1 protein-coding gene is annotated in these 341 nt (G+C 32.8%); it reads right to left on the reverse strand.

The features are described from left to right. A partial coding sequence (locus SB753_RS35610) for a hypothetical protein (protein ID WP_410804786.1) occupies positions 1 to 341 on the reverse strand: 341 nt, incomplete at both ends.

Consider the following 341-nt stretch of genomic DNA (forward strand, 5'->3'; position numbering starts at 1 on the left):
GTAACATTCCCTCTAGTTCAAGTTCGTTCTGTGGTATGTCATTTAACGCCAGCGCTTTTAATTTGAATGTATTATCATCTTTATTTATTACAAATTGAACTTTAGCCTTCACTTCCTGCTCACGATATAAACAATTACCTGTAAACTCAACTATCTCTTCGTTATCCTTTGACGTAACATACTTCCATTTAGGATTTTTAAAAAATTTATGAAATGCTTCTTCTATAGCCATTGAATCATAATTAGGAAGCTTAGCGGATTTGATTTTTTGTACATATTCATGGTCTTTTGTAGCTGCTATCGCAACCTCTTCTTTTACCTGCTTATCAGCTTTATTTACC

Origin of the sequence: Paraburkholderia sp. SIMBA_053 (genome assembly GCF_046534895.1) — a bacterium.
GTDB lineage: Bacteria > Pseudomonadota > Gammaproteobacteria > Burkholderiales > Burkholderiaceae > Paraburkholderia > Paraburkholderia caledonica.